Here is a 23,299-nt window from a genome sequence, read left to right on the forward strand (position 1 = left end):
GCAAGAGCGGCTCGCTTCGCATCGTGGTTAGGGTTGGTGGCTGCACATCTTCGGTGAAACATAGCCTGAGAAGATGAGGTTCTCGTGGTGAGCGGGCTCGCTCACCACCTGCGAGCCTGTTCACCATAAGCAAGCCCACTCGTCCCGGACAGGGTGCGAGGTTAGACGGGAACGATGGGCAGCGCGCGTTTGTGTGCGGTCTTGTGGTAGGCGTTCTCCACTATCATGCGTACCTGCTCACTGACGGGTTCGCCCATCAGGTAGGCATCGATATCGTCGTAGGTGCAGCCGTAAGCCACTTCGTCGAGTTTGCCCGGCGCCAGTTCTTCGAGGTCGGCGGTGGGGGCTTTTTTGACCAGGTTGGCCGGCGCGCCCAGCGCGGTGCCGAGCAGGCGTACCTGGGTCTTGGTCAGACCGGACAGCGGCGCCAGGTCGCAGGCGCCGTCGCCGAATTTGGTAAAGAACCCCATCAGCGCTTCGGCGCCATGGTCGGTGCCCACCACCAGCCCGTTGTGCAGGTTAGCCACGGCGTACTGCGCGATCATGCGGGCGCGGGCCTTGACGTTGCCTTTGATGAAATCCACCTGCGCGGCGCTGGCTTCGCTGGCCTCCAGGCTGGCCATCAAGCCGTCGACACTGGCGGCGATGTTCAGCGTGTCGATCTGGTCCGGCTGGATGAAGTCCAGGGAGGCCTGGGCATCGTGTTCATCGGCCTGGCTCTTGTAAGGCAGGCGCATGGCGATAAAACGCGCGGCATAGCCATCGTCACGCAGTTGCTCGGCGGCCAGCTGACACAAGCGGCCGGCGACCAGCGAGTCGACACCGCCGCTGATGCCCAGCACCAGCGCTGTGCAGCCGGACTGGCGCAGCGTGTGTTTGATGAAATCGATGCGCCGCTGGATTTCCTGGGGCTCGCCGCCCTTGCCCAGCGCGCGGTTGATGTTCAGTTCCTGAGCGATGCGGTCCTGGGTTTGCATGTCACACCTCCACTTTGCCAACGTTGAAGACTTGCGCGGCGTACTGCAAAAACGAGGCGTCTTCGCAGACGTTTTTCACCGGGTCATCGGAGAACTTCACCACCGGTTCGCCATGGACCCGCACCAGTTTCATCACGATGCTCAGCGGCTCTACGCCGTCCACATCGCACGCCAGGCTGGTGCCCATGCCGAAACCGAACCGTGCCTTGCCACGAATGTGGCGCAGGATCGGCACGCATTTTTCGAAGTTCAGCCCATCGGAAAACATAAGGTCTTTGGTCATCGGGTCGATGCCGAGTTCCTTGTATCTGGCCAGCACTTTGTCGGCCCACACAATTGGGTCACCGGAGTCCTGGCGCAGGCCGTCGTAGAGTTTGGCGAAGTACAGGTCGAAATCCTTGAGGAAGAAATCGGTACTGATGCAATCGGTCAGGGCGACACCGAGGCGTCCCCGGTATTCACGCACCCAGTTTTCCAGGGCGGCGTTCTGGCTCTCGCGCAGGCGCCCCAGTTGCTGGTGCACCATCAGCCATTGGTGAGCCATGGTGCCGATCAGCGGCAAGTCGAACTCATAGGCCAGGTGTGCGTTGCTGGTACCGATGAACTGGCCGGGGAAATCGCGGCGCATGATGTCGACCACTTCGCGCTGGGCCTTGAACGACAGGCGCCGGCGGGTCGAAAAGTCCGAGACGCGCAAATCGGCAAGTTCGTCGCGACTGAGGTTTTTCTCCAGCCAGTCGAATTTCTGATAGAGCTTGCGGGTGACGTCTTCGAGGGTCACGTCGGGGTATTTATCGCGATTGCGCAGTTCGCTGACCAGCGCCAGCACCGGTTGTTCGAACATGATGCAGTGCAGCATCGGGCCGATCACGCGGACGTTGAGCTGGCCGTCCACTTCGCTGACGTGGATATAACGCAGGTTGAAGCGGAACAGCCCGAGGAAGCGCTCGTAATCCGGGGAGAGGTACTCGCGAAAGCGCGGGTTGAACAGAAAGCGCAGCTCGCCCTCGCGCATCTGCAGGTCGGCGAGTTTCTCAAGCTCGGCGCGCAGTTCAGGGATCAAGTGGGCGAGTTTTTCCTTGGACCGCACGATGAAGTTGTACTCGACATCGACGTTGGGGTGCTGGTGCAACACCGCCTGCATCATGGTGAAGGTGTAGTAATCGGTGTCGAGCAGGCCCTGGATCACCGGGGCTTGGTAGTCGTATGCACTTTCCATGGTGTCTCTCCTTAACGCGTGGCCATCGCGGCCAGTTCTTCGCGGGTGCGGCTGACAGCGGCACCGGCCTTGAGTAACTCATTGACGGCCTGCTCGCCGCCCTCCTCGCTGATCCCGCGGCACGCCGGCAGGTGCAGGACCACCTCCAGGCCGGCCCTGAGCAGTTGCAAGGCAGTGGTCTTGACGCAGAAGTCCAGGGCCAGGCCACCGACGATGACTCGCAGCACGCCGTGGGCTTTCAAATACTCGATGACGCCGGTGGACAGTTTGTCGTGCAGATCGTGGTAGCAGGCGCCGTAGGGGTGCAGGTCAGGCTCGACGCCTTTCCAGACGAAGTAATCGTAGTCATAGGGAGTGGGCAATTCGTCGAGCAACGTAAACCCTTCGGTGCCCGGCACGCAGTGGCTGACCCAGGTGAGATCGGCGTGGACCAGGCCGGTGGCCTGCATCATCTCGGCCTGCTCCCGGACCACCCACGGAGCGTTGGGGGTGTGCGCGTCTTTACTGCCGATGCGGTGCCCGGCCAGGCTGGCCATGTAGTTGAGTTCGGCGCCGATCCGGTCACCGCCTGCCACAGGCAACTCGTTGGGGCACAGCGGCGTAAAGCTCTTCTGGGCATCGACGTCGAATGAAGCAATGGCAGTTTTCGAAAGGGTCATGGCGATTCTCCTGTGGCCTGGAAACAAAAGTACACGTCATGTACTTTCAAAGCAAGAAACATTTATTTATATGTGCGAACGCGAGTACATGACATATCGCTTCGATCCGTTAGACTGTACCCATCGTTGTTAGGAAGGATGTCCCATGTCACTGAGCCCGTACCTGCACACCGTCGATCTGTGCGTGCTGTTTTACTGCCGCGCCTCGGGAGAACTCAAACTGCTGCTCAACCAGCGCGATGCGCAACCGTTCGCCGGTCACTGGGCATTGCCGGGGGTGGTGGTCAATGGCGGCGTGCAAGATCTGAGCCTCAAGGATGCGGTGGAGCGATTGCGCGCCAGTGACAAGGTCGGCCTGGAGCTGGCCTGGTGCGAACAGGTCGGCACGGTGGGCGATGCCTTCCGCGACCCGCGCTGCTGGTCGTCGTCGACGTATTACCTGGCAATCGTGGCGCAGGAAGTGAGCCTGGGCGAGCGTCAAGGCTGGTTCTCGTTGAATGCCGTGGCGGATGGCAGGATCAGGCTGCCGTTCGATCACAACCTGATCGTTGCAGCCGTGCTCGAGCGGCTCTTGTCCAAGTCGTTATACAGCAGCTTGCCGTTGATGTTCCTCGGGCATGAATTCAGCGCGCCGCAAGCGACGTCGATTTTTTCCCTGGTGTTGGGCAGGCCGGTGCTCAAGACCAGTATTCGTCAGCGTCTATTGAAGCTGACCGAGGCGGGATACCTGCGCGAGACCGGGCGCAAAAAACCGGGTGAAGGCGGCCGGCCCCAGGCCACGCTGGAACAGCTGAAGCCTGGGTCGGTGTATTTTTTCGATCGCAGTTTTGCCGAGTAGCCTTGCTTCCCGGCAGGGCTCAATTCATCCAGTTACCGCCGTCGACGTTGTAGGTCTGGGCCACCACGTAGTCAGCTTCCTTGGACGCCAGGAAGATCGCCATGCCGGTGAGGTCCTGCGCGGTGCCCATGCGCCCGAACGGCACCTCGGCCCCTACGCGTTTTTTCTTCTCGCCCGGCGCCAGGCCTTCATGCCGGGCGAACAGCGCGTCCACGCCGTCCCAATGCTCGCCGTCCACCACGCCGGGGGCGATGGCGTTGACGTTGATGCCCTGTTTGATCAAGTTCAATCCCGCTGATTGGGTCAGGCTGATCACCGCCGCCTTGGTCGCGCAGTACACCGCCACCAGCGGCTCGCCGCGTCGACCGGCCTGGCTGGCCATGTTGATGATCTTGCCGCCGTGGCCCTGGCGGATCATCTGCCGCGCAGCGGCCTGCAAGGTGAACAGCGTGCCGCCGACATTGATCGAGAACAGCCGTTCGAAGCTTTCGCGGGTGATGTCGACGATGGGCGCCAGGTCGAACAACGCCGCGTTGTTGACCAGGATGTCCAATTTGCCGGCGTGGGCCACCACCGCATCGATCGCGGCGTCGATCGAGCCTTGGTCGGTCACATCCATCGCTACCGCGTAGGCCTGGGGCCCCAGTTCGGCGGCGGTTTCACGAGCCTTTTGCAGGTTGATATCGGCGATGGCCACCGTGGCGCCTTCTGCGATGTACGCCTGGGCAAAGGCACGGCCGATGCCTCGCGCCGATCCGGTGATCAGCGCGCTCTTACCGTCGAGTCGTTTCATGGTGATGTCCTGAGGATTATTTGGGATAGCCGGCGCGCTTCATCTCGCGCTCGGTACTGGTCTGCGCCTGCTGCAGGGCCTGATCGACCGACATGCCGCCCGTGAGCGCGGCCGAGAACAGCTTGCCGACCGAGGTGCCGATGGCCTGGAACTCGGGGATGGTCACGTACTGGATGCCCACATACGGCACCGGTTTGAGCGACGGGTGCGCAGGGTCGGCATGGCGCATCATCTCCAGCGTCACCTGGGCAAACGGTGCAGCCTTGAGGTATGCCGCGCTATAGGTGGACTGGCGCGTGCCCGGCGGTACGTTGGTGATGCCTTCTTTGTCGGCGACCAGTTGGATATAGTCCTTGGACGTGGCCCAGGCGATAAAGGCCTTGGCGGCATCCTTGTGCCTGGAGGTGGCCGGGATTGCCAGCGACCAGGCGTACAACCAGGAGGAGCCTTTGTCGGTGACTTCGGTCGGGGCCGCGGCAAAGCCGACGCTGTCAGCGACTTTACTCTGGCTCTTATCGGTCGTGAACGAGCCGGCCACGCTGGCATCGACCCAGATCGCGCACTTGCCGCTGTTGAACAGCGCCAGGGTTTCGTTGAAGCCGTTGCTGGACACCCCCGGCGGGCCGTATTGCTTGAGGGTGTTGACGTAGAAGTTGGCCGCCGCCGTCCACTCGGGGCTGGTCAGCTCAGGCTTCCACTGTTCGTCGAACCAGCGCGCCCCGAATGCGTTGGCCAGGGTGCTGAGCAACGCGACGTTTTCGCCCCAACCGGCCTTGCCGCGCAAACACATACCGTATTGGCCCTTGTCCTTGACGGTGAGTTTGGCGGCGAATTCGCCAAGCTGGCTCCAGGTCGGGTGCGCGGGCATGCTCAGGCCGGCCTGCTGGAACAGGTCGGTGCGGTAGTAGGTTACGGTGCTTTCGCCGTAGAACGGCAAGGCGTACAGGGTGTTGTTGACCGACAGGCCCTGGCGCACCGACGGGAAGATATCGTCGGCGTCGTAATCGGCCGGCAGTTGCGTCAGCGGCTCCAGCCACTGCTTGGCGCCCCACAGCGGCGTCTCGTAAGTGCCGATGGTCAGCACATCGAACTGCCCGCCCTGGGTGGCGATGTCGGTGGTGAGGCGCTGGCGCAGGACGTTTTCTTCGAGGACCACCCAGTTGAGCTTGATGTCCGGGTGCTGTTGCTCGAACACCTTGGACAGGCGTTGCATGCGGATCATGTCGCTGTTATTGACCGTGGCGATGGTCACGGTGTCCGCGGCCTGGCTGGGCAAAGCCAAGGCCAGACCGGTAAGCCCGAACAGCGCGTGTGCAAGCATGGTTTTGCAGGTTGGGAGCATGACGGTTTCCACCTGTTGTTTTTGTTGTTGAGCGCCGATTACAGCAGCTTGGTTACGCCCTCACAAACCCGTGGCGGATGCGCCACTGGTACTTTTTTAACCCTTGGCAACGCTGCAAAAAAGTATCGGCGGCGGGCGCAAGCGCGGGTAGCGCGCGGGTGCTCAGCGGCGTATTTTGAGGCGTTCCCACAACGACAAGAGGCATCGCCATGCCCGTCAGCCGCGCCGCTCTGTTCGAACACCGCCCTGCCGAGCGCGAAGTAATCCTGCCCGAGCCCGACCACTGCTTTCGCTGGTTCGAACACGACTATCCCTATGACCTGGCACGCTGGAACCACCATCCCGAGTTTGAGATCCACCTGATCCGCCAGGGCAGCGGCAAGCTGGTGGCGGGCGACTACATTGGCGCGTTCAGCGCCGGGCACGTCGCACTGATCGGCCCCGACCTGCCCCACGACTGGATCGGCGACCTCGCCCCCGGCGAGTACCTGGCCGGCCGTGACGTGGTGCTGCAATTCGACGGCGCCGCCCTGCTCGCTCTGCGCAATACCCTGCCGGAATTCGGCGACGTGCAGCGCTTGTTCGAACAGGCGCGGCGCGGCCTGGCTTTCAGCGGCGACACCGCCGTGCGGGCCGCGAGCCTGCTGGAAGACATCGGCCGCGCCCAGGGCCTGCAGCGGCTGATCCTGTTCCTGCAACTGCTCGACACCCTCAAGAACGCCCCGCCCTCGCAGGCCCAGGCCCTGGCCAGCCCGTGCTACGCCCCCACCCTGGATGCGCGCAGTGCCGAGCGCATCAACAAGGCGTTCGACTACCTGATGCGCGAACTGACCGGCGATGTGCGCCTGTCGGAGATCGCCCGCCAGCTGGACATGAGCGAGCCGGGGTTTTCACGTTTCTTCAAGCGCAACACCGGCCATGGGTTTATCGACTTGATGCGCAAATTCCGGGTGCAGCGCGCTTGCCGCTTGCTGCTGCACAGCCAGATGTCGGTGGCGGATATCTGCTTTGAAGTGGGCTACGCCAACCTGTCGAATTTCAACCGACACTTTCGCATCGAGATGCAGCAGACGCCGAGCGAATATCGACGCGAGACGGCGATTCACCTGTTCAACCGCAGCAGAAAATGACACCCAGCCAATGTTGATCAATGGGTCGACTATTGGCTGAATTTTCCAGCCATTTCAGTCCTGTAAACGAATTTGGTACATCCTGTGCAAACGTTTGCGATACGAACTTGCCAGCCAAGCTCCTCGCTGCCCGAGCAATCGGGTTTAAACCGCGTAAGAACAGGGATTTTCAATGCAACCCACCTCCAGGCTCCCCGCCCCCTTTGCTGTTTCCGTGCTACTGGCCGCCGTTACGGGACTACTCAGCGCACCCATTTTGGCGCAGACCACGCCATCCGATGACTCAGCACAGGGCGAAACCCTCGCCCCCGAAGCCAGCCCGCCGAAGAAAGGCGCGTACCTGTCGGAGTGGTTCAACCAGGACCTGACGCTGATCGGCAGCAAAGACATCAGTTTCGGCCCCAAGCCACAGGACGATGTCTACCTGGAATACGAGTATTTCGGTCGCAAGGGCCCGTTCGAGCTGTACGGCTATATCGATGTGCCGAAGATCCTCACCATCGGTAACAGCAATGACAAAGGCGTGTGGGACCATGGCTCGCCGGTGTTCATGGAGCATGAACCGCGCATTTCCATCGACTACCTGGCCGGACGCAGCCTGGCCATCGGGCCATTCAAGGAATGGTACGTGGCGTTCGACTGGATCTACGATCACGGCAGCAACAAGGAAAACCGCGCCAATACGCTGTACAGCGGCCTGGGCACCGACATCGAGACCCACTCGCGGGTCAACCTGTCGGCCAACTTCTATGGACGCTACCAGTGGGAAAACTACGGGGCGAGCAACGAGTATTCCTGGGATGGCTACCGTGCACAGATGAAGTACATCGTGCCTATCGGCAAGTTCGACAACGGTGCCTCGCTGACCTACATCGGCTTCACCAACTACGATTTTGGCTCGGACCTGCACAAGGACAACCCGGCGCGTACCGCCAACGCCCTGGTCGCGACCAACGTGCTGCTGTATTCGTTCACGCACCTGCGCTTCACTCTGGTTGGCCGTTACTTTCACAACGGCGGCAACTGGGAAGACGGCAGCGAGTTGAATTTCGGCGACGGCAACTTCCGCGCGCGCTCCGACGGCTGGGGTTACTACGCCGGCGTGGGCTACCAATTCTGATCAAGGAGCAACAGATGAACGCATTCAACCGTCTTTCGATTGCCATCGGCCTCGCCCTGCTGCCCCACGTGGCGCTGGCACAGGCGCCGATCAAGCCCAAGGTAATGCTGGTCACCATGTTCGCCCCCGAGGCGCAAACCTGGATAGACCGCCTGGCCCTCAAGCAGGAAGTGCGCGTGCCGGGCCTGTCCGCCGAGTACCCGGTAATCCGCTGCAACACCCAGGACGTGTGCCTGCTGGTCACCGGCATGGGCCAGACTAATGCCGCCGCATCCTCCCTGGCCCTGGCGCTGTCACCGCAGTTCGATCTGCGCCAGAGCTACTTTCTGGTCGCGGGCATCGCCGGTATCAGCCCCAAGCACGGCACCCTCGGCACCGCTGCGTGGGCTCACTATCTGGTGGAGTTCGGCACGCAGTGGGAGTTGGATTCGCGGGATGTGCCCAAGCAATGGCCGACCGGTTACCTGGGCATCAATACCAAGGGGCCCAACGAGAAACCGCCGCTGGACTACAAAACCGAGGTGTTCGAGCTCAACCCCAAATTGCAGGCCAAGGCCTTCGCTTTGTCGCACCAGGTCGAACTCAGCGAAAGCAAGGAGTCGGCCGCCTGGCGCAAACACTACCCCGCCGCGCCCGCCAACCAGCCGCCGCGGGTCACTCGCTGTGACACGCTGGCCGGCAATACCTGGTTCTCCGGCACGCGGCTGAGCGAGCGCGCCGAGGTGTGGACCAAGCTGCTGACCGACAATAAAGGCGAGTACTGCACCACTCAACAGGAAGACAATTCCACCTACGAAGCCCTGCTGCGCGCCAGCCGCGAAGGTCTGGTGGATATCCAGCGCCTGGCGGTGGTGCGCGCCGGCTCGGACTTCGACCGTCCTTACCCTGGCTACAGCGAAGTGGATAACCTGCTCAAGTACGCCGATCAGGGCGGCTTCGTACCGGCGCTGGAGAACCTGTATCGCACGGGCAACCCGTTGGTGCAGGCGATCCTGAACAACTGGTCGGCGTGGGAGAACGGGGTGCCGGACGCCTGAGACCATGAGGCTTGCGACGGGGCGCTTGCCGTGCTGAGCAGGCGCCCCTCTGCACCTATCAGGGCACCAGAATGATTTTATCCGCGCTGCCCTGGTCCACCGTTTCATAACACCCGACCCCTTCGGCCAGCGCCACCTCGCGCAGGCCAGTCGGCAGCGGCAGCGAACCTTCATCGAAGAAACGCCCGAACTGCTCCAGCATCGCCGCGCATTGTTCGCAGTCATAGAGCAATGAGTTGATGCCCACCACCGAGCCGCCCTTGCGATACAGCGCCAGGGCCGGCAATTGCACGTGCCCGTCCACCGGTGCGGCGATGATCGCGATGCGCCCGAACGCCGCCAGCCCCGCCACGGCCGCCGGCAACCAGAAGCCGGTGGTGTCGAAGATCACATCCGCACCGCCGGCGAACACCTCATGCACCTGCGCGCCCAGCGTTTCAGGCTGGCCCAGGGCAATCGCGGCGAAACCCTCGGCCTGTAACGACTCGACCTGCTCAGCGCGGCGAACCGCCGCCAGCACCTGGGCACCGCGGATTTTCGCGAGGGCCAGGGCCGCGCTGCCCACCGCGCCATTGGCACCGATCACCAGCAACCGCGTGCCGCTGCCCACACCGCTGCGCTCCAAGGCATCCCATGCAGTGGTGTACGGCACCCCGAGGCTGGCCGCCTGGGCAAAGCTCAATTGCGCGGGTTTGCGCGCCACGCCCTTGGCCGACACGGTCAGGTACTGCGCATGGGAGCCGTCGGCGAAGAAGCCCAGGTCCCGACCGGTGCCCCACACTTCCTGGCCGAGCAGTGCCTGGGGGCCCTGCACCACCACGCCGGCAAAGTCGCGGCCGGGGATACGCGGCAACGTGGTGTAGGGGAAACGCCCGAGCACGTTCTTGACGTCGCTGGGGTTAAGGCCGGCGGCTTTGATCTGCACCAGCACTTCACCCAAGGCCGGAACCGGCGTGGGGACGTCAACCAGGCGCAGCGCGGCGAGGTCGCCGGTGGTGGAAAATTGCAATGCGTTCATGCGTGCTCTCCCGCAGAAAAAAAGGGTTCAGGACAGCCAGCCGCTGACCAGTTGCCGGCCCATGGGCCAGAGTTTTTCGCCGAGCAGCATGCCCATCAGGCCCACCAGGGCGATGGCCGGCGGTGCGGGCGAGCGAAAATCCAGGGCGCCGTAGAGCACGCCGACCAGCAGGCCAATGGCCAGGGAAATCAGATAATCCATGGGGGTTACGCCGTGTCAGTTGAGAGCGCCAGTCTAGGCAGCGCGCCGCGCCGACATCGGCCAAGAGCTTCAGGATATCGGCCAACCCTTCAACCCACGTACTGCGACGGTGCTACCCCCAGCTCGCGGCGGAACATGTCGCTGAAACTGCTCGGCGAATAACCCAGTGCGCGGGCAATGCCACTGACCGACTGGCCCTGGATCAGCGCCGCCACCGCCGTGGCCAATTGCACCTGGCGCCGCCATTCGGCGAAACCCATGCCCAGGTGACCCTGGAACAGCCGCGCCAGGGTGCGCACGCTGGCACCGGCCGCTTCGGCATGCTGCTCGAACGGGATCGCCAGGGACGGCGCCGCCATCACCGCCTGACACGCGTTCATCAGCCGGCGGTCGGCGCCCACCGGCATGGCGATGCGGATCGACGAGCGGCGCGCACGGTGCAACTCCAGCAGGGCCAGGCCGACCACCGCGTCGTAGTAGGCGCCATCGTCGCTGTCGCCCTGCTCCACCAGCGTGACGATCAGCTCGCGCAGCAGCCCACCGACATCGATCACCTGCACCTCGGCATCCAGCGTGGCCGCCAGTGCCGGGCGCAGGTAGATGTTGCGCATCTGCAAATCCGACACCACGCGAATCCCGTGTTCCACCCCCGGCGGCAGCCAGACCGCGCGCTGGGGCGGTACCACCAGGGCCTCGCGCGGGGTTTCAACCCACATCACGCCGCTCATGGCGTAGAGCAACTGGCCCCATTCATGGCAATGGGGCTCGATGTAAAGCCCGCGCGGATACGTGCGCGCCAGGGGCTGCACGGGGACGGCGGGATCGGTCAGGTCGGGGGGCGCTGCCAGGGCCATGGGCGGTCGTCTTGGGTGGATGAGCGGCCATGGTAATGAGCACCGCTCGACAATCCGAGTGAATTTTCAGCGCCGCCGGGGATCACTTGCTTATACCACCAGGGACGATGGCCCCATGACTAACGCAAAACTGTTTGTAATCGACTACACCCTTCATGGCGAAGCCAAGTCATTCATTATTCGTCTGGAAAAACTCGACACTCTGGAAGCCTGGCATTGGGCCAGTTGCGACGCGGGCGTCGGCCGTATTGGGCGCTTCGCACGCGAGCAGGTGAAAAAGACCAGCCCGGCCCAGGCCGAAAAGTACGGCATCCAGAACGTGCAATGGCGCCGCTCGGACGCACGCGCGCAGGCATGAAAGAGGAGAAAACAGCATGGCTTTACCCGAACACGTCACTGGCAAGGCACACATCGACTATACCCAGAACACCTTGTTCGGGCCGTTGGCCAAGCAGGCCGAATGTCAGGTGAGCCTGGAGCACACGTCCGAGCGGCTGGTGCTCAAGGTGTTCCAACCGCTGCCGGAAGATTTGCAGGATGCACAGACCGTAGTGTTTGCGCTGCAAGGCCGACGTACCAGTGCGGTCGTCAGAGACAGCCGGCGCCTGGCCGACCAAAGCCTGCAACTGCAGCTTGAAGCGCAGTAACCCGTACTGAAGAAGCGTGTGGCGGGCCGGCCTGCCCGCCACAACGCCCGCGCTTGCCCTACCTCAGCTTTTAGCCGACTTGGCGCACTCGCATCCCGTGGCTGAAGCACACGGCTCGCCATGAGCGTGGTGCTCGGCACAGCCAGGGCAGCAATAACCCTTACCGTCCTTCATTACCGCATCGACGCCCAGTACACATTTGCAGTGCGGGCAGGCACAGGTTTGATCTGGCATGGTCAGACTCCTCGTTCATGGTCGTCAAGGTGCGGCGAGCGCCGGCACCTTTAGCACTGACTGCGAGCCTGCGCCGATCGTTCAAACCTTCAGTCGCTGCGCGTATTGCTGCGGTACATGAATACCAGCGCGAGGGCCAGGCACACCATGGCCACCAGGCGACCGCCCGATAATTCGATGGCCGGGTTGCCCAACCAGCCGAAATTATCGATCAGCATGCCCATGCCCAACTGCCCGACGATCACCGCCACGGTGGCCACCGCCGTGCCGACCACCGGCACCGCGCCCACCATCACCATCATGTACACCACCCCGAACAACGCCCCGGTCAGTTGCCACTTGGGCACGTCCAGCAGGCTTACGGCCTGGGCCGGCTCAAAGAAGAAAATCAACAGCGCGGTGGTCAATGCACCGACCGCGAAGGTCAACAGGCTGCTGCGCAGTACGCCGACTGTCTGTCCCAGGCGGCCATTGATCGCCGCCTGCACGCTGAGAACCGCGCCGGCGGCAATCACCACTATCAGTAAAAAAATCAGATTCATCGCCTTACCCTCGTGCAATCAGAACAAGTGCCGCCACAATCAACGCCAGCGCGATCCAGCGCTCGCCATTAACCCGCTTGCGCGCCGTGCCGAACCAGCCGAAATGGTCAATCAGCACGCTCTTGCCCACTTGCCCGGACAGGATCGCGATCATCGTCATCGCAATGCCGATGTGCGGCGTGGCAAGGGTCAGCACCACCACATACATCGGCCCCAGGAACCCGCCGATCAACTGCCAGCGCGGCAAATCGGTGAGCGCCGGACCCTTTTGCGGACCGCTGAATAACAGCAACAGGAACAGAATCGCCGAACCTACGCCGAAAATGCTCAAGGTCGCCCACAAATGCCCCACCTGAACCCCCAGCGGCCCAAGCAGACCGGCTTCCACCGATAAGCCCATGCCGGCCAGGATCACCAGCGGCAACAGCAGCAAGCGCAACAGATTTCTTTTCGGCCTGGCCTGCGCCACGCCCTCAATGGAACTTGCCTGCATACATCACCTGCGTTTCAACGTTGGAAGAATGGCGCGCATTATCCGGTAGCTGTGCTGTGCGATAAATGGCAGCATGCGGACAACACCTTTGCGCAATGCGCACAGCATGGAGCCGTAATGCAGGGTTTGAATGAGTTGAGTTTCAAGGCGTTGCGCCTGTTTGTGGCGGTGCTGGACTACGGCAGCTTTTCCGAAGTAGCGCGCCGCGAAGGTTTGGCGCCCTCTTCGATTTCGCGCCAGATCCAGTTGATGGAGCACGCCCTCGGGCAACAGTTGCTGTATCGCCACACTCGCGCGGTCAGCCCCACCGAGGCCGGGCGCCTGCTCGGACGGCACGCGCGCCTGATGCTGGAGCAATTGGAAGCCGCTGGCCAGGCCCTGCAGGAGCAGGACAGCGAACCCAGCGGCCTGGTGCGCATCAACGCGCCGATGGTGTTCGGCCAGCGCCACTTATCACCGTGGCTGGGCGAGTTATGTCGGCGTTACCCGAAGTTGCAACTGGATATCCAGCAAACCGACACCTACGTCGACCCATTACAGGACGGCACCGACCTGCTGTTTCGCATCGGCGTGCTCAACGATTCCAGCATGCAGGCGCGCATTTTCGCGCCGCAACGCTTTCGCATCGCCGCCAGCCCCGCTTATCTGGCCCGACATGGCACACCCCGTCACCCGGACGAACTGGCCGCACACCAGTGCCTGGCCTATAAAGGCGTCACCGGCCAGCAACGCTGGTTCTTCCGCCGCGCCCAGGGCGATTGGACGCCCTACAGTGTCAAAGGCCCCATCACCGGCAACCACGCCGACACCCTGACCCACGCCGCCGAACAAGGCCTGGGGCTGGTGGTGTTTCCCTCCTGGCTGATTGGCGACAGCCTGCGCGCCGGCACCTTGCAGGCGGTGCTGACCGACTACGACGTAGCGACCACACTGGAGCCCCAGCAGATCGCGGCGTTGTGGCCGGGCAGCCGGCGTTTGTCGCTGAAGGTGCGTACGGTGATCGATTACTTTGTGGAGTGTTTTGGCACAGTGCCGTATTGGGATCGCTGACTCAAAACAACCACTGTCCAATCAACCACGCGTTGGCGCCACTGATCAGGGCGAACAACATCCACGCCAGCAAACGCGTCGGCAGCCGGTTCACAAACGGCCCCATCAGTTGTTTATCACCGGTCATACGAATCAACGGATACAGCGCAAACGGCAATTGCAGGCTGAGCACCACCTGGCTGAGCACCAGCAGCTTGCCGATCGCCTCATCCCCCATCAGCCACACGCCGACAAACGCCGGGATCAGCGCCAGCCCGCGAGTGATCAGGCGACGTTGCCAGCAGGGAATCCGCAGGTTGAGGTAGCCCTCCATGATCACCTGCCCGGCGATGGTGCCGGTAAAGGTTGAACTTTGGCCCGACGCCAGCAGGGCGATGCCAAACAGAACGCTGGCGAAGGCACCGCCGACCAGAGGGTCAAGCAGGTGATAGGCGTCCTGGATTTCCACCACATCGGTATGGCCGGTCTGGTGAAACGCAGCGGCAGCCAATACCAGAATCGCGGCGTTCACCAGCAGGGCCAGGGCCAGGGAGCCGATGGTGTCGATGCGCGCCAGTTTCACCGCGTCCTGTTTGCTGGCGAGGTCCTTACCGATCAGGCGGGTTTGCACCACGGAACTGTGCAGATAGAGGTTATGGGGCATCACTGTGGCGCCCAGGATGCCGATGGCCAGGTACAGCGGCGCCGCATCGCTGATGGCCGACAGTGAAGGCGCAAAGCCGCTGAACACCTCGGGCCAATGGGGCTTGATCAGCACCAGCTCGACAAAGAAACACACGCCAATGGTCGCCACCAACGCCAGCATGATCGCTTCCAGGCGACGGAAACCACGATTTTGCAGGGCCAGGACCAGTAAGGTGTCGAACGCGGTGATCACAATGCCGGTGGTCAGCGACACCCCCAGCAGCAAATGAAACGCCAGGGCGCAGCCCAGCACTTCGGCGAGGTCGGTGGCGATGATGGAAATTTCCGCCAGCACCCACTGGGTGCGCGCCGAGCGTCGGCTGTAGCGTTCGCGGCACAGTTGCGCAAGATCCTTGCCGGTGGCGATGCCCAACCGCGAACACAGGCACTGCACCGCCATGCCCGCCAGGCTGGCCAGCAACACCACGAACAACAGGCTGTAGCCGTAACGCGAACCGGCTTCGATGGCCGTGGCCCAGTTGCCCGGGTCCATATAGCCGATGGAAATCAACAGGCCGGGACCGGCGAACATCAGGGCGCGCTTGAAGAACGAGGCCTTGGGGTCAACGATGACGGAGCCGGCCACTTCCGGCGGGCAGAACGGGGCGGTAGCGATTTTTGGCAGGCTGAATTTCACGCGATATCCCAGGCAAACACACTCGACAGGCACGCAGCTTATCAGTCGGATGCAACCGTGCGCATCACCGTCTCCCGTGGCAGGTCAAAGGCTTCCACCACCTGCACCACCAAGTCCATTTCCTGGTTCAGCGCCTCACGCTCCATGCGTTGGCGAATCGCGCCGATCACCAGCACCGCCAGGGTGGTGACTGAATACGCCGGGCCGGAAAACGCCCGCACTCCGGTCACCAGCAACATCGCGGCAGCCAACGCCTGGCCTACTACCGGGATCGCCGAGGCGGCGCCACGGCGCAGGATAAAACCGGTCAACCCGGCCAGCGCAGTGCCGCTCAACGCTGCGGTGGCCGAACGCCCCTTGTCGAAACGACGGAAGACGCCCTGCTCTTTCTGCGCGGCCACCTGGAGTTCCGCATCGAACACCAGCCGGTCGGCGTTGCTGAGTTTGCCCTTGTACTGCTCGATCAGTTTTTCCGCGATCAGAGCCTCAAGGTCTGCCAACGCCAGGTTTTCGAGCGGCGCGTCAAATGTGAGGCCCAATCGCCGCGCCACATCTTCGGCGATCTGCCGGTAGGTGACGCCGTGACCACGGGCGAGGTTCATCAAGCTGTCACCGCCCATGCGTTGCAAAGCGATGGTCAGCTTGAGCGGTTCACGCACGGTGGCGTCGATCGAGGCACTGCGTTTTTGCGCCATCAGCTCGGCCAGAAACTTCAATTCCTTCGGCCGCGCCTGCACCAGGGCCGCAAACAGATCCACGTCCTCCTCGGCAAACCGCACCTCGCTGCTGCGCTGGTCGGCGCGGATCATGCCGCGCCGCTCGTGCAGCAGGTCGGTGTACTGCACCACCGTCTGCAATTGCGGCCAATAGGCCGCGTGATCGAAGGTGGCCAGGTGCACATTACAGACCTTGGCCTTGAGCGCCGGCGTGACCGGGATCGGATAGCGGCCGATGCATCGCTCGGTGTCCGGTTTTATCGCCAGGGCCCAGTCCTTGCTGGAATGACAGTTGATCACCCGGCCGCTCAGCAGGGCCGACACCTCTTCCCACGGGCTCGACGTGCAGATCGCCCCGCCCATCAGCAGCAGGTTGTCCAGCGGCAATTGGCGGGCGGTGCCGGGGTTGGCCAGCAGGCTCTTGACCAGAATCCGTGCGCCCAGGGAATGGCCGATCAGGTTGATACGTCGCACCGGCAGCGACTCCTGCCGCAGGTAGCTGGTCAATTCGGGCAGCAAGGTCTTGGCCACTTCATCGACCCGCGCTTCGACACTTTTGTAGTGGTCGAGGAAATAGGCGATTGCCTTACCCACCCCAACCGTCGCCGCGCCCAGACTGCCGCCGCCGAGCATGGCCGCGATCACGTCCTTGAATGGCGCAAACAGGTTTTCCAGAAAATGCCCCGCCGGCCAGAACAGCATCAGGTTGGTCGAGCCTTCGATACCGGACAACTGCTGCTTGAAATTGCCCAATTGCTGCCGGTTGAAGAATGCCGAATACCCATGCACGTAGAGATTGAGCACCTCGCCCTGGGGTTCGCCGCACAGCAGAAACGTGGGCTTGCGGGTGCGGTGCATATCATCCCACTGGTGCTGCATGGGCAAGGACTCCGGGTAACGAGGGACGCCGATAGTAACAAACTGTGAGCGACGGCAAGGTGAATCCTGACCGGCGTGGCAGTCTCCAGGTAAAGGCATAATGCTCGGCCTCAACGCATAAGCCCGAGACAGGCGGGCGATGGCAAAACGCTCAACCGGCGAAGTTATCGATTTTCACCTGCCCATCGGGGAAGATCGCGACCTGCCACGCAGCAAAAACACAATTCTCATCCTGTAAAAAGCGCTCTAATACCCGCCTGTTGATTGGCTTTGAAGATTTTGGAGTTCGCAATGCCCCATGAAGGCAACCTGTTACAAGCGGCCGTGGTGTTTCTGCTCGCGGCCGTGCTCACCGTGCCCCTGGCCAAGCGCCTGCAGTTGGGCGCGGTGTTGGGCTATCTGTTCGCCGGGGTGATCATCGGCCCGTCGGTGCTGGGCCTGATCGGCAATCCGCAAAGCGTGGCGCAGTTTTCGGAACTGGGGGTGGTGCTGCTGCTGTTTATCATCGGCCTGGAACTGTCGCCCAAGCGGTTATGGGTGATGCGCAAGGCGGTGTTCGGCGTAGGTCTGGCTCAGGTGCTGTTGACCGGCCTGGTGATGGGCGTGGTGGCACTGTGGCTATTTGGCCAGCCGTGGAACAGCGCAATCGTGCTGGGCCTGGGCCTGGCGCTGTCGTCCACCGCGTTCGGCCTGCAGAGCCTGGCCGAACGCAAGGAGCTGAACCAGCCCCACGGTCGCCTGGCTTTCGCGATCCTGCTGTTCCAGGACATCGCCGCGATCCCTCTGATCGCCATGGTGCCGCTGCTGGCCGGCAGCGATCACCCCACTACCGAAGCTCAGGGCCTGCAGCATGTGTTGCAGATCCTGGGCAGCATCGCCGTGGTAATCATCGGCGGACGCTATCTGCTGCGGCCGGTGTTTCGCATCGTCGCCAAGACCGGCTTGCGCGAAGTGTCCACCGCCACCGCGCTGCTGGTGGTGATCGGCACCGCGTGGCTGATGGAGCTGGCGGGCGTGTCGATGGCCCTCGGCGCGTTCCTCGCCGGTCTGCTGCTGGCGGACTCGGAATACCGCCACGAACTGGAAGCGCAGATCGAACCGTTCAAGGGCCTGCTGCTGGGGCTGTTCTTTATCAGCGTGGGCATGGGCGCCAACCTCAGTCTGCTGCTCAGTTCGCCGTTGATCGTGATCGGGCTGACCCTGCTGTTGATCGGTCTGAAATTGCCGCTGCTTTACGCAGTCGGTCGGCTGGTGGGCGATCTCAATCGCGAAAGCGCCCTGCGCCTGGGCGTGGTGCTGGCGGCCGGCGGTGAGTTCGCGTTCGTGGTGTTCAAGATCGGCCGCGACCAAGGCCTGTTCGAGCCGCACCTCTACGATGTGCTGGTGCTGACCATCACCTTGTCCATGGCCGTCACGCCGCTCTTGTTACTGGTGTGCCCGAAGCTGTTCAGGCCCAAGGTCAAACCGGTGGAAGTGCCCGAAGAGTACCGCGCCATCGAAAGCGACGCGCCGCGCGTGGTGATCGCCGGCATGGGCCGCATGGGCCAGATCGTGGCCCGTATCCTGCGTGCGCAGAACATCTCCTTTATTGCCCTCGATACTTCGGTGGAAACCATCGAGCTGACCCGCAGCTTCGGCGGCATGCCGGTGTTTTACGGCGACCCGCAGCGCCCGGAAATCCTGCACGCAGCCAAGGTGGATCAGGCCGAATTCTTCGTGATCGCCATGGATGACCCGGAGATCAACATCAAGACCGCCGAGCTGGTACGCAACCTCTACCCGCACATGAAGATCATCGCCCGCGCCCGAAACCGTCAGCACGTCCATCGCCTGGTGGACCTGGACGCCTCGCCGGTGCGCGAGACCTTCTACTCCAGCCTGGAAATGAGCCGCCGCGCCCTGGTCGGCCTGGGGCTCAGCCAGGCTCAGGCCGATGCACGCATCACGCGCTTCAAGAACCACGACCAGCAAGTGCTCGCCGCCCAACACGCGGTGTACGACGACGCCGCCAAAGTGATGCAGACCGCCCAGGAAGCTCGGGCGGAGCTGGCGCGGTTGTTTGAGATGGACCGACTTGAGGAAGAGTCCGACAAGGTGTGAGGTAAGGGATGAACGATATTGCGAAATTTCTGACAGAATACGGCGCAATTTCGTTTATCCCTGGAGCGCTTCATGGCCACCTTCACCAAGACCGCCATCCTGCTGGCCCTTGCGCTTACCGCCGGCAGCGTATTCGCCGCCGCCAAGCCGACCACGCAAACCATCACCACCCTGGGCGGCAAATTCAACTTCATGCTGCCCAAGGCTTACGTCGCCGACACCCTGCCGGTCGACAAGGCCCAGGACGGCACCGGTGTCACCCAAGGCACGATGTACGCCAACCAGACCAGCAAAAGTGTGGTGATCGTCGCCGAAACCGTGCGCAACGATGGCATCGACGTCCAGGACAACGACCCGCAGTTCCTTGATGGCGCCGTGGCCGGTTTCGTCAAGGATCAGAGCGCCGCCCTGCCCGACTTCAAGAAACTGAGCGAGAAAAAACTCACCTTCAAGGGCCTCGGCCTGCGCCAGGTCGACAGCACCGCCACCCAGGGCGGCGGCAAGACGCTTAACTCCACGTTCCTTGGCGGTTCAGGCAATCACTTGCTGGTGATCCAGGCCATCTCGCGGGCGGACGATGTCAAGGGTCACGCGGCGCTGGTCAAGCAGATTACCGGCGGCAAATAACCCGACTCGCTAGTTGTGCAGAAGATGAGTATCGACCCATCGGGGGCAAGCCCCCTCCCACATTTCCGGTCTACCGTGGGAGTGGGCTTGCCCCCGATGGCGGTGTGAATTGCGCCCCAAAAGTTGGATCAGGCATTACTTCAGGCTGTCTTCCAACCAAACCTTAATGTCCTGCACTTCTGCTTCGCTGATGGTATGCGGCATCCCCGGATAGCCATGAAACGTCGGTTCAAGCCCCAACCCGCTCAACACCTCGTTCGCCCGCGTCGCCGATGCGTACGGCAGCGCCTGATCCAGGGTGCCGTGGCCGATAAAGATCGCCAGCTGATTCAAGCGCGGATCCGGTTTCAGCTCGGCCTTGAGCGCCGGCAAAACGCTGCCGCTCAACGCCGCGATGCCCCGTACGAGTTGCGGGTCACGCAACGCTACTTCGTACGTCATGATCGCGCCCTGGCTGAACCCGACCAGGAACACCCGGTCACTGCGGGTGTGGTATTTGGTGGTGGCCTGGCTCACAAAGTCTTTGATCAACCCGGCGCTGCGCTGCAGGTCGGCGGGCTCGCCGTCGTATTCGCCATCCCCCGGGGTCTTGGTGAACCAGCGGTAACCGCTGGGCGCCACCGGCATCGGGGCGCGTGCGGACAGGTAGGTCCAGGTCGACGGCAGCGCGTCCTTGATGCCGAACAAGTCTTGCTCGTCGCTGCCGAACCCATGCAGGAAGATCACCAGCGGCTGGTTACGCGACTCGCTCCGGGCCTGCTCCAGGTAGGCCAGCGGCAAATCAGTGTGCAACGCAGTGTCGGCATGCGCGGCACCCGCCACCAGTGTCAGCGTCAGAGCGAACCATTTGAACATCAGGCGTTACCTCAGGGTTTGCGCAGCAAATAAGTATCCATGATCCAGCCATTGGCCTGGCGCGCCGCCTTGCGTACGCGCTGGATATGGTCCGCGACTTCGGCGACCTTGCCGCTGATCAGTATTTCATCCGGCGTGCCCAAATAAGCGCCCCAGTAGATCTCCAGGTCTTGATCGGCCACGCTGCGGTAGGAATCTTCAGCATCCAGCATCACCACCAGGGTATCGGCGTCGCTGGCCTGCCCTGCCGCCAGACGGCGCCCGGTGGTGATCTCGACAGACTTGCCGATGCGATTCAACGCGACCTTATGCTGGGCCGCCAGGGCCTGCACGCTGGTGATGCCGGGGATCACTTCGAATTCAAACACGCAACGGCCACTGGCCAGGATCGCCTGCAGGATGCGAATGGTGCTGTCGTACAACGCCGGGTCGCCCCAGGCCAGGAACGCACCGACTTCGCCGTCAGCCATTTCCTCGTTGATCATGCGTTCGAAGGTGGCTTGCTTGTCGCGGTTGAGGTCTTGCACGGCGGTGGTGTAGTCGATATCGCCGCGCACGCGCTCGGGGCAATCGGCCTCGACAAAGCGGTAGCCGGGCTTGGTGATGTAGGTCTGGCAGATCTCGCGGCGCAGGTCGATCAACTTGTCTTTGCTTTGGCCCTTATCCATCAGGAAAAACACGTCGGTGCGGTTCAGCGCCTTCACGGCCTGCATCGTGATGTAGTCAGGGTTGCCGGCGCCAATGCCGATGATCAGGATGCGTTTCATGGGGTGCTCTCAGTGCGGGGCGTGGATTTTGCCATGTTCACCCACTCAAGCGTGAGTTTCCAGGCGCAGGCGCCACACCTGGTTGAAGCGCAACTCGACGGCGGACAGCGGCTCCACGTCTATGCGGTAGAACATCGCCGCCGGAAACTGCATGACGCACAGCATCGCCGCACGGATCACAAAAGGATGAGTGATCGCCACGCTATGGCCCGGCTGGCACTCAAGAGACTTCACCCACAACGCGACACGGGCGCAGAGCTGATCGACCGACTCGCCACCGTGGGGCGAACTGGCGCTGTCGGCGCGCCAGCGGTCCAGCGCGGCAGGGTCGAGTGTGCGGATATCGCGCCCCCGCCATTGGCCCAGGTCAATGTCGCGCAGCGCCTCGTCGATCTCGGCATGGGCGCCGAACAACCGCGCCGTTTGCCGGGTCCGCGCCTCCGGCCCGCTCAGCAGCCGCGCGCCTGGCTTGTAACGAGCGGCCAGTGACAGCGCGGCGCCCTGCCAGTCCATCGCTACCGATTCGTCATCGGCAAAACGCCCCTGCTTTTGCAGGGGCGTGACGGCATGGCAGATCAGGGTCAAACGGGTGGCCCGCATCGCAGGTCGCTCCAACGCAGCAGTCGAGGCCCGTAAGCCTGGCCCAGTTGGCGCAACGATGCAACGCCTGACAAAGCCACCCTCACACCGCCCGGCGTCAGGCCGCGTGGCTTTCTTTCTTCAAGCTGTCCATATCGATCACGAAGCGGTACTTCACGTCGCCCTTGAGCATGCGCTCGTAGGCTTCATTGATGCCCTGGATGTCGATCATTTCTACGTCCGAGACGATCCCGTGTCTGGCGCAGAAGTCCAGCATATCCTGGGTCTCCTGGATGCCGCCGATCAGCGAACCGGCCAGGCTGCGGCGCTTGAAGATCAGGTTGAATACCGTGGGCGATGGGTGCGGACTGTCGGGGGCACCGACCAGGGTCATGGTGCCGTCGCGCTTGAGCAGGTTGAGAAAGGCATCCAGGTCGTGGGGCGCGGCGACCGTGTTGAGGATGAAATCCAGGCTGTTGGCAACCTTGGCCATTTCATCCGGGTTCTTCGACACCACGACCTGGTCGGCGCCCAGGCGCAGGCCGTCTTCGCGCTTGTTGGGCGAGGTGGTGAACAAGGTCACATGGGCGCCCATGGCATGGGCGATTTTCACCGCCATATGGCCCAGGCCGCCAAGGCCGACTACGCCGACTTTCTTGCCCGGCCCGACCTTCCAGTGATGCAGCGGCGAATAGGTGGTGATGCCGGCGCACAGCAGCGGCGCCACCGCGGCCAGGTTGCTGTCATCGTGGGAGATGCGCAGCACGAACTTCTCCTTGACTACGATGTTGTCCGAGTACCCGCCGTAGGTGTTTTCACCGCCGAACACCGGGCCGTTGTAGGTGCCGGTAAAGCCGTTCTCGCAGTACTGCTCTTCGCCTTCGGCACATGACGCGCAGTGCTGGCAACTGTCGACCATGCAACCGACGCCGGCCAGGTCGCCGACCTTGAATTTCTTCACATTGGCGCCCACCGCCGTTACGCGGCCGACGATTTCGTGCCCCGGCACCGATGGATAAAGGGTGTTGTTCCACTCGTTGCGCGCGGTATGCAAATCGGAGTGGCAGACGCCGCAATACAGAATGTCGATTTGTACGTCATCCGCCCCTGGGGTGCGGCGCTCGAAGGTAAAGGGCTTGAGCGAGTCCTTGGAGTCCCGAGCGGCGTAGCTGTAAGTCTTGGCCATTTCGTTCACCTGTGTGATCTGACGTTGAGGTCAGTGGACCAGCATAGACGCTGAAACGTTCAACCGAGCACGCCCGTACAATTCCCCTCGCGCCACGCCGCCTAACCTCACGACT

At 62.6% G+C, this 23,299-nt stretch carries 26 protein-coding genes; 9 read left to right on the forward strand and 17 right to left on the reverse strand.

Features of this window, described 5'->3' with window-relative positions; all coding sequences use genetic code 11:
• Positions 1-161: 161 nt before the first annotated feature.
• Genes nadE through QRN10_RS21535 form a run of 3 tightly spaced genes read right to left on the reverse strand, consistent with a single transcriptional unit; the run spans position 162 to position 2,855 of the window.
• A complete protein-coding gene (gene nadE / locus QRN10_RS21525) occupies positions 162-977 on the reverse strand; it encodes an NAD(+) synthase (protein WP_285429099.1) in 816 nt (271 codons plus the stop codon).
• Position 978: 1 nt separating this feature from the next.
• Positions 979-2,196: a nicotinate phosphoribosyltransferase gene (gene pncB / locus QRN10_RS21530; protein WP_253506766.1), complete on the reverse strand. Its 1,218-nt coding sequence runs from the start codon at positions 2,194-2,196 to the stop codon at positions 979-981.
• Positions 2,197-2,207: 11 nt separating this feature from the next.
• Complete coding sequence (locus QRN10_RS21535) at positions 2,208-2,855, reverse strand: nicotinamidase (protein WP_181077047.1); 648 nt, start codon at positions 2,853-2,855, stop codon at positions 2,208-2,210.
• A 145-nt stretch (positions 2,856-3,000) separates the two neighbouring features.
• Between QRN10_RS21535 and QRN10_RS21540 the strand changes: the two genes are divergently transcribed.
• A complete protein-coding gene (locus tag QRN10_RS21540; protein WP_266248910.1) occupies positions 3,001-3,693 on the forward strand; it encodes an NUDIX hydrolase in 693 nt (230 codons plus the stop codon).
• Positions 3,694-3,712: 19 nt separating this feature from the next.
• Here the strand turns inward: QRN10_RS21540 and QRN10_RS21545 are convergent, their stop codons facing one another.
• On the reverse strand, positions 3,713-4,486 hold the full coding sequence (locus QRN10_RS21545) for an L-iditol 2-dehydrogenase (RefSeq protein ID WP_181077044.1): 774 nt from the start codon (positions 4,484-4,486) through the stop codon (positions 3,713-3,715).
• Positions 4,487-4,502: 16 nt separating this feature from the next.
• Positions 4,503-5,807 carry an ABC transporter substrate-binding protein gene (locus QRN10_RS21550; protein ID WP_285429118.1) on the reverse strand — a complete coding sequence of 435 codons (1,305 nt, stop codon included), beginning with the start codon at positions 5,805-5,807 and terminating at the stop codon, positions 4,503-4,505.
• 230 nt (positions 5,808-6,037) lie between these two features.
• On the opposite strand from QRN10_RS21550, the gene QRN10_RS21555 reads away from it, so the two are divergent.
• The 3 genes from QRN10_RS21555 (at position 6,038) to QRN10_RS21565 (ending at position 9,115) form a co-directional block, all read left to right on the forward strand.
• On the forward strand, positions 6,038-6,958 hold the full coding sequence (locus QRN10_RS21555) for an AraC family transcriptional regulator (RefSeq protein WP_285429100.1): 921 nt from the start codon (positions 6,038-6,040) through the stop codon (positions 6,956-6,958).
• Positions 6,959-7,130: 172 nt separating this feature from the next.
• The gene (locus QRN10_RS21560) at positions 7,131-8,078 is read left to right on the forward strand and encodes a nucleoside-specific channel-forming protein Tsx (protein ID WP_181077039.1); all 948 of its coding nucleotides are present in this window, start codon (positions 7,131-7,133) and stop codon (positions 8,076-8,078) included.
• A 14-nt stretch (positions 8,079-8,092) separates the two neighbouring features.
• Positions 8,093-9,115 (forward strand): purine-nucleoside phosphorylase, encoded by a 1,023-nt coding sequence (locus QRN10_RS21565; RefSeq protein WP_285429101.1) that lies wholly within the window; start codon positions 8,093-8,095, stop codon positions 9,113-9,115.
• Positions 9,116-9,173: 58 nt separating this feature from the next.
• Here QRN10_RS21565 and QRN10_RS21570 read toward each other — a convergent pair whose 3' ends face one another.
• The 3 genes from QRN10_RS21570 to QRN10_RS21580 form a co-directional block, all read right to left on the reverse strand.
• Positions 9,174-10,133: a quinone oxidoreductase family protein gene (locus QRN10_RS21570; protein WP_285429102.1), complete on the reverse strand. Its 960-nt coding sequence runs from the start codon at positions 10,131-10,133 to the stop codon at positions 9,174-9,176.
• Between the two features lie 27 nt (positions 10,134-10,160).
• Positions 10,161-10,334 (reverse strand): DUF1427 family protein, encoded by a 174-nt coding sequence (locus tag QRN10_RS21575; RefSeq protein WP_181077033.1) that lies wholly within the window; start codon positions 10,332-10,334, stop codon positions 10,161-10,163.
• 89 nt (positions 10,335-10,423) lie between these two features.
• The gene (locus QRN10_RS21580) at positions 10,424-11,188 is read right to left on the reverse strand and encodes an AraC family transcriptional regulator (RefSeq protein WP_285429103.1); all 765 of its coding nucleotides are present in this window, start codon (positions 11,186-11,188) and stop codon (positions 10,424-10,426) included.
• 115 nt (positions 11,189-11,303) lie between these two features.
• Here QRN10_RS21580 and QRN10_RS21585 point away from each other — a divergent pair, with 115 nt between their 5' ends.
• Both QRN10_RS21585 and QRN10_RS21590 read left to right on the forward strand, forming a co-directional pair.
• Positions 11,304-11,546 (forward strand): DUF6555 family protein, encoded by a 243-nt coding sequence (locus QRN10_RS21585; RefSeq protein ID WP_181077030.1) that lies wholly within the window; start codon positions 11,304-11,306, stop codon positions 11,544-11,546.
• Between the two features lie 16 nt (positions 11,547-11,562).
• The gene (locus QRN10_RS21590) at positions 11,563-11,835 is read left to right on the forward strand and encodes a hypothetical protein (protein WP_253506742.1); all 273 of its coding nucleotides are present in this window, start codon (positions 11,563-11,565) and stop codon (positions 11,833-11,835) included.
• A 63-nt stretch (positions 11,836-11,898) separates the two neighbouring features.
• Here the strand turns inward: QRN10_RS21590 and QRN10_RS21595 are convergent, their stop codons facing one another.
• From QRN10_RS21595 to QRN10_RS21605, 3 genes are all read right to left on the reverse strand, one after another.
• Positions 11,899-12,069 carry a metallothionein gene (locus QRN10_RS21595; RefSeq protein WP_181077026.1) on the reverse strand — a complete coding sequence of 57 codons (171 nt, stop codon included), beginning with the start codon at positions 12,067-12,069 and terminating at the stop codon, positions 11,899-11,901.
• Positions 12,070-12,158: 89 nt separating this feature from the next.
• A complete protein-coding gene (locus QRN10_RS21600; protein WP_285429104.1) occupies positions 12,159-12,611 on the reverse strand; it encodes a DMT family transporter in 453 nt (150 codons plus the stop codon).
• A gap of 4 nt (positions 12,612-12,615) precedes the next feature.
• Positions 12,616-13,104 carry a DMT family transporter gene (locus tag QRN10_RS21605; protein WP_181077022.1) on the reverse strand — a complete coding sequence of 163 codons (489 nt, stop codon included), beginning with the start codon at positions 13,102-13,104 and terminating at the stop codon, positions 12,616-12,618.
• A gap of 117 nt (positions 13,105-13,221) precedes the next feature.
• On the opposite strand from QRN10_RS21605, the gene QRN10_RS21610 reads away from it, so the two are divergent.
• On the forward strand, positions 13,222-14,154 hold the full coding sequence (locus QRN10_RS21610) for a LysR family transcriptional regulator (RefSeq protein WP_253506739.1): 933 nt from the start codon (positions 13,222-13,224) through the stop codon (positions 14,152-14,154).
• Between the two features lies 1 nt (position 14,155).
• Here QRN10_RS21610 and QRN10_RS21615 read toward each other — a convergent pair whose 3' ends face one another.
• Together QRN10_RS21615 and QRN10_RS21620 are read right to left on the reverse strand one after the other, a co-directional pair.
• Positions 14,156-15,475 (reverse strand): Nramp family divalent metal transporter, encoded by a 1,320-nt coding sequence (locus tag QRN10_RS21615; RefSeq protein WP_181077018.1) that lies wholly within the window; start codon positions 15,473-15,475, stop codon positions 14,156-14,158.
• A gap of 41 nt (positions 15,476-15,516) precedes the next feature.
• Positions 15,517-17,070, reverse strand: a complete 1,554-nt coding sequence (locus QRN10_RS21620; RefSeq protein WP_285429105.1) for a DUF726 domain-containing protein — start codon at positions 17,068-17,070, stop codon at positions 15,517-15,519.
• A 291-nt stretch (positions 17,071-17,361) separates the two neighbouring features.
• On the opposite strand from QRN10_RS21620, the gene QRN10_RS21625 reads away from it, so the two are divergent.
• Both QRN10_RS21625 and QRN10_RS21630 read left to right on the forward strand, forming a co-directional pair.
• A complete protein-coding gene (locus QRN10_RS21625) occupies positions 17,362-19,170 on the forward strand; it encodes a monovalent cation:proton antiporter-2 (CPA2) family protein (RefSeq protein WP_285429106.1) in 1,809 nt (602 codons plus the stop codon).
• Between the two features lie 72 nt (positions 19,171-19,242).
• Complete coding sequence (locus tag QRN10_RS21630; RefSeq protein WP_285429108.1) at positions 19,243-19,797, forward strand: DcrB/PsbP domain-containing protein; 555 nt, start codon at positions 19,243-19,245, stop codon at positions 19,795-19,797.
• A 135-nt stretch (positions 19,798-19,932) separates the two neighbouring features.
• Here the strand turns inward: QRN10_RS21630 and QRN10_RS21635 are convergent, their stop codons facing one another.
• The 4 genes from QRN10_RS21635 to QRN10_RS21650 form a co-directional block, all read right to left on the reverse strand.
• The gene (locus QRN10_RS21635; protein ID WP_181077010.1) at positions 19,933-20,652 is read right to left on the reverse strand and encodes an alpha/beta hydrolase; all 720 of its coding nucleotides are present in this window, start codon (positions 20,650-20,652) and stop codon (positions 19,933-19,935) included.
• An 11-nt stretch (positions 20,653-20,663) separates the two neighbouring features.
• Entirely contained in the window at positions 20,664-21,419 is a 756-nt protein-coding gene (cobF, locus tag QRN10_RS21640; RefSeq protein WP_285429110.1) for a precorrin-6A synthase (deacetylating), read from the reverse strand.
• A 45-nt stretch (positions 21,420-21,464) separates the two neighbouring features.
• Positions 21,465-22,019 carry a histidine phosphatase family protein gene (locus QRN10_RS21645; protein ID WP_285429111.1) on the reverse strand — a complete coding sequence of 185 codons (555 nt, stop codon included), beginning with the start codon at positions 22,017-22,019 and terminating at the stop codon, positions 21,465-21,467.
• Between the two features lie 97 nt (positions 22,020-22,116).
• Positions 22,117-23,184, reverse strand: a complete 1,068-nt coding sequence (locus tag QRN10_RS21650) for an NAD(P)-dependent alcohol dehydrogenase (RefSeq protein WP_181077004.1) — start codon at positions 23,182-23,184, stop codon at positions 22,117-22,119.
• Positions 23,185-23,299: the final 115 nt, after the last annotated feature.

The organism is Pseudomonas sp. lyk4-R2A-8 (assembly GCF_030209095.1).
In the GTDB taxonomy this organism is placed as follows: Bacteria; Pseudomonadota; Gammaproteobacteria; order Pseudomonadales; family Pseudomonadaceae; genus Aquipseudomonas; species Aquipseudomonas quebecensis.

What these genes read in the sequence shown, in the direction of transcription:
- nadE (WP_285429099.1), bottom strand. Translation starts at nt 977, where the DNA reads ATGCAAACCCAGGACCGCATCGCTCAGGAACTGAACATCAACCGCGCG.
- pncB (WP_253506766.1), bottom strand. Translation starts at nt 2,196, where the DNA reads ATGGAAAGTGCATACGACTACCAAGCCCCGGTGATCCAGGGCCTGCTC.
- QRN10_RS21535 (WP_181077047.1), bottom strand. Translation starts at nt 2,855, where the DNA reads ATGACCCTTTCGAAAACTGCCATTGCTTCATTCGACGTCGATGCCCAG.
- QRN10_RS21540 (WP_266248910.1), top strand. Translation starts at nt 3,001, where the DNA reads ATGTCACTGAGCCCGTACCTGCACACCGTCGATCTGTGCGTGCTGTTT.
- QRN10_RS21545 (WP_181077044.1), bottom strand. Translation starts at nt 4,486, where the DNA reads ATGAAACGACTCGACGGTAAGAGCGCGCTGATCACCGGATCGGCGCGA.
- QRN10_RS21550 (WP_285429118.1), bottom strand. Translation starts at nt 5,807, where the DNA reads ATGCTTGCACACGCGCTGTTCGGGCTTACCGGTCTGGCCTTGGCTTTG.
- QRN10_RS21555 (WP_285429100.1), top strand. Translation starts at nt 6,038, where the DNA reads ATGCCCGTCAGCCGCGCCGCTCTGTTCGAACACCGCCCTGCCGAGCGC.
- QRN10_RS21560 (WP_181077039.1), top strand. Translation starts at nt 7,131, where the DNA reads ATGCAACCCACCTCCAGGCTCCCCGCCCCCTTTGCTGTTTCCGTGCTA.
- QRN10_RS21565 (WP_285429101.1), top strand. Translation starts at nt 8,093, where the DNA reads ATGAACGCATTCAACCGTCTTTCGATTGCCATCGGCCTCGCCCTGCTG.
- QRN10_RS21570 (WP_285429102.1), bottom strand. Translation starts at nt 10,133, where the DNA reads ATGAACGCATTGCAATTTTCCACCACCGGCGACCTCGCCGCGCTGCGC.
- QRN10_RS21575 (WP_181077033.1), bottom strand. Translation starts at nt 10,334, where the DNA reads ATGGATTATCTGATTTCCCTGGCCATTGGCCTGCTGGTCGGCGTGCTC.
- QRN10_RS21580 (WP_285429103.1), bottom strand. Translation starts at nt 11,188, where the DNA reads ATGGCCCTGGCAGCGCCCCCCGACCTGACCGATCCCGCCGTCCCCGTG.
- QRN10_RS21585 (WP_181077030.1), top strand. Translation starts at nt 11,304, where the DNA reads ATGACTAACGCAAAACTGTTTGTAATCGACTACACCCTTCATGGCGAA.
- QRN10_RS21590 (WP_253506742.1), top strand. Translation starts at nt 11,563, where the DNA reads ATGGCTTTACCCGAACACGTCACTGGCAAGGCACACATCGACTATACC.
- QRN10_RS21595 (WP_181077026.1), bottom strand. Translation starts at nt 12,069, where the DNA reads ATGCCAGATCAAACCTGTGCCTGCCCGCACTGCAAATGTGTACTGGGC.
- QRN10_RS21600 (WP_285429104.1), bottom strand. Translation starts at nt 12,611, where the DNA reads ATGAATCTGATTTTTTTACTGATAGTGGTGATTGCCGCCGGCGCGGTT.
- QRN10_RS21605 (WP_181077022.1), bottom strand. Translation starts at nt 13,104, where the DNA reads ATGCAGGCAAGTTCCATTGAGGGCGTGGCGCAGGCCAGGCCGAAAAGA.
- QRN10_RS21610 (WP_253506739.1), top strand. Translation starts at nt 13,222, where the DNA reads ATGCAGGGTTTGAATGAGTTGAGTTTCAAGGCGTTGCGCCTGTTTGTG.
- QRN10_RS21620 (WP_285429105.1), bottom strand. Translation starts at nt 17,070, where the DNA reads ATGCAGCACCAGTGGGATGATATGCACCGCACCCGCAAGCCCACGTTT.
- QRN10_RS21625 (WP_285429106.1), top strand. Translation starts at nt 17,362, where the DNA reads ATGCCCCATGAAGGCAACCTGTTACAAGCGGCCGTGGTGTTTCTGCTC.
- QRN10_RS21630 (WP_285429108.1), top strand. Translation starts at nt 19,243, where the DNA reads ATGGCCACCTTCACCAAGACCGCCATCCTGCTGGCCCTTGCGCTTACC.
- QRN10_RS21635 (WP_181077010.1), bottom strand. Translation starts at nt 20,652, where the DNA reads ATGTTCAAATGGTTCGCTCTGACGCTGACACTGGTGGCGGGTGCCGCG.
- cobF (WP_285429110.1), bottom strand. Translation starts at nt 21,419, where the DNA reads ATGAAACGCATCCTGATCATCGGCATTGGCGCCGGCAACCCTGACTAC.
- QRN10_RS21645 (WP_285429111.1), bottom strand. Translation starts at nt 22,019, where the DNA reads ATGCGGGCCACCCGTTTGACCCTGATCTGCCATGCCGTCACGCCCCTG.
- QRN10_RS21650 (WP_181077004.1), bottom strand. Translation starts at nt 23,184, where the DNA reads ATGGCCAAGACTTACAGCTACGCCGCTCGGGACTCCAAGGACTCGCTC.